The 1,756-nt window shown below is 71.4% G+C and carries 3 protein-coding genes; 2 read left to right on the forward strand and 1 reads right to left on the reverse strand.

Going from position 1 to position 1,756, the window contains the following annotated elements; all coding sequences use genetic code 11:
• On the forward strand, window positions 1-415 hold a 415-nt coding region (locus WA805_RS03435), incomplete at its 5' end, for a hypothetical protein (RefSeq protein WP_425241625.1).
• Between the two features lie 18 nt (window positions 416-433).
• Here the strand turns inward: WA805_RS03435 and rpe are convergent.
• A complete protein-coding gene (gene rpe, locus WA805_RS03440) occupies window positions 434-1,117 on the reverse strand; it encodes a ribulose-phosphate 3-epimerase (RefSeq protein WP_422271136.1) in 684 nt (227 codons plus the stop codon).
• A 115-nt stretch (window positions 1,118-1,232) separates the two neighbouring features.
• Here rpe and WA805_RS03445 point away from each other — a divergent pair.
• Window positions 1,233-1,756: DUF2786 domain-containing protein (locus WA805_RS03445; RefSeq protein WP_425241626.1), on the forward strand; the 524-nt coding region annotated here is incomplete at its 3' end.

Raw genomic sequence — 1,756 nt, forward strand, 5'->3', positions numbered from 1 at the left:
GCCGGGCGCGCCGGCGGCGCACCAGCGATCGTCCGCCACGGCGCGCGCCGCGGCCATCCCGAGCACCAAGTCCCCATCGGGCCCGGCCCCCCCGGTGACGACCACCACACCGGCGGTGCAGGTCACGCTGTCGGTGTCCCTGCTGGGTTCCGCTGTCTCGCTGCAGTCGGGCGCCAAGATCAACGTCGGGCGGTTCGGCGCCTGGCTCTCGCTCAAGGCGAACGGCGGGCCGGTCAGCTGGTCCGTCACCCCCAGCGCGAGCATCCTCGTCTGGCCGCGGTCGTCAGGGACCCTCGCCGCGGGCCAGACCGCCTCGGTGCTGATCGCGTCCGCCGGCCGGAACGTCTCAGGGGCGACGCTGACGATCAACCCGGGCGGCGCCAGCTACCCGCTGGTGGTGAACTCGGGATTCTAGCGAGGTTCTAGCGGGGTTCTAGCGCGCCCAGCTGGCGTGCGCGGTGGCCCGCTGTGCCTGCTCGCGCAGCGCGCGGACCGCCTGCGCCGGGTCGTCCGCGCTGTACACCGCCGAGCCGGCCACGAACACGTCGGCGCCCGCGTCGGCGCACCGCTCGATCGTCTCCACGCCGACCCCGCCGTCCACCTGGAGCCAGACCGCGCCGCCGTGCCTGGCGACCATGTCCCGTGCGCGGCGAAGTTTCGGCAGCACGAGGTCGAGGAAGTGCTGCCCGCCGAAACCGGGCTCGACCGTCATCAGCAGCAGCATGTCGAGTTCGGCGAGCAGGTCCTCGTACGGCTCGACCGGCGTGCCGGGATTGACCGCGAGCCCGGCGCGGGCGCCCGCGGCGCGGATCGCGCGCAGCGTCCGGACCGGCGCCTTGGCCGCTTCCGCGTGAATGGTGACGTTCCGCGCTCCCGCCTCGGCGTAGCCGGGCGCGTGCTGGTCCGGGTCGTCGATCATCAGGTGGCAGTCAATCGGCAGCGTGACGTGCTTCAGCAGCGACTCGACAACCGGCAGGCCGATCGTGAGGTTGGGCACGAAGTGGTTGTCCATCACGTCGACGTGCAGCCAGTCAGCCGCGGTCTCGATCGCGCGCGCCTCATCGGCGAGCCGGGCGAAGTCCGCGGACAGGATGCTGGGCGAGATCTGAACGGCCATGTCAGTAGCGAGTGTAGGGTGCGGAAGGCGGGTGCCCGGTGGCGGCCCGGGAATGTCAGATGGCGTCGTTAGTATTCAGCACTGAATTCGACTACATCTATGGTGGGAGCATCCAGTGCAAACTGACCTTCTTGACCGGGTTCGCAAGCTGCTGGCTAAGGCTGAGGATGAGGGCTGCACGCCCGAGGAAGCCGAGGCGCTGACCGCGAAGGCCGCCGATTTGATGGCCCGCTACGGCATCGACCGGGCGCTGCTCGGGGCGCTGCGCCCGGAGACCGATTCCGTCGGGGACCGGGTGTTCGACCTGGGCAACCCCTGGGCCGCTGTCAAGGCGCACTTGCTCGCCGGGCTGGCCATCGCGCTCCGCTGCCAGTGCATCCTGCTGAACCGCCGCGAGCCGGGCAGCCGGGTGCACGTGTTCGGCTATCTGTCCGACCTGGAACGCGCGGACATCTTGTTCACCTCCCTGCTGGTGCAGATGGCCAGGGCGCTCGCTGTGCAGCCGGTCCCCGCCTATGGCGGCGGGGCGAAGGCGTGGCGCCGGTCGTGGATGCTCGGCTACGCCTCGGCGGTCATCGCCCGGGTCCGTGCCGCGGAGGAGGCGGCGGTCGCGTCGGCCACGGCGGACGAGGGCACGGC

Origin of the sequence: Trebonia sp., from assembly GCF_049794275.1 — a bacterium.
Lineage (GTDB): Bacteria > Actinomycetota > Actinomycetes > Streptosporangiales > Streptosporangiaceae > Trebonia.

Bases quoted from the DNA above. Each gene is read 5' to 3' on its own strand.
- rpe (WP_422271136.1), bottom strand. From the start codon at position 1,117: ATGGCCGTTCAGATCTCGCCCAGCATCCTGTCCGCGGACTTCGCCCGG.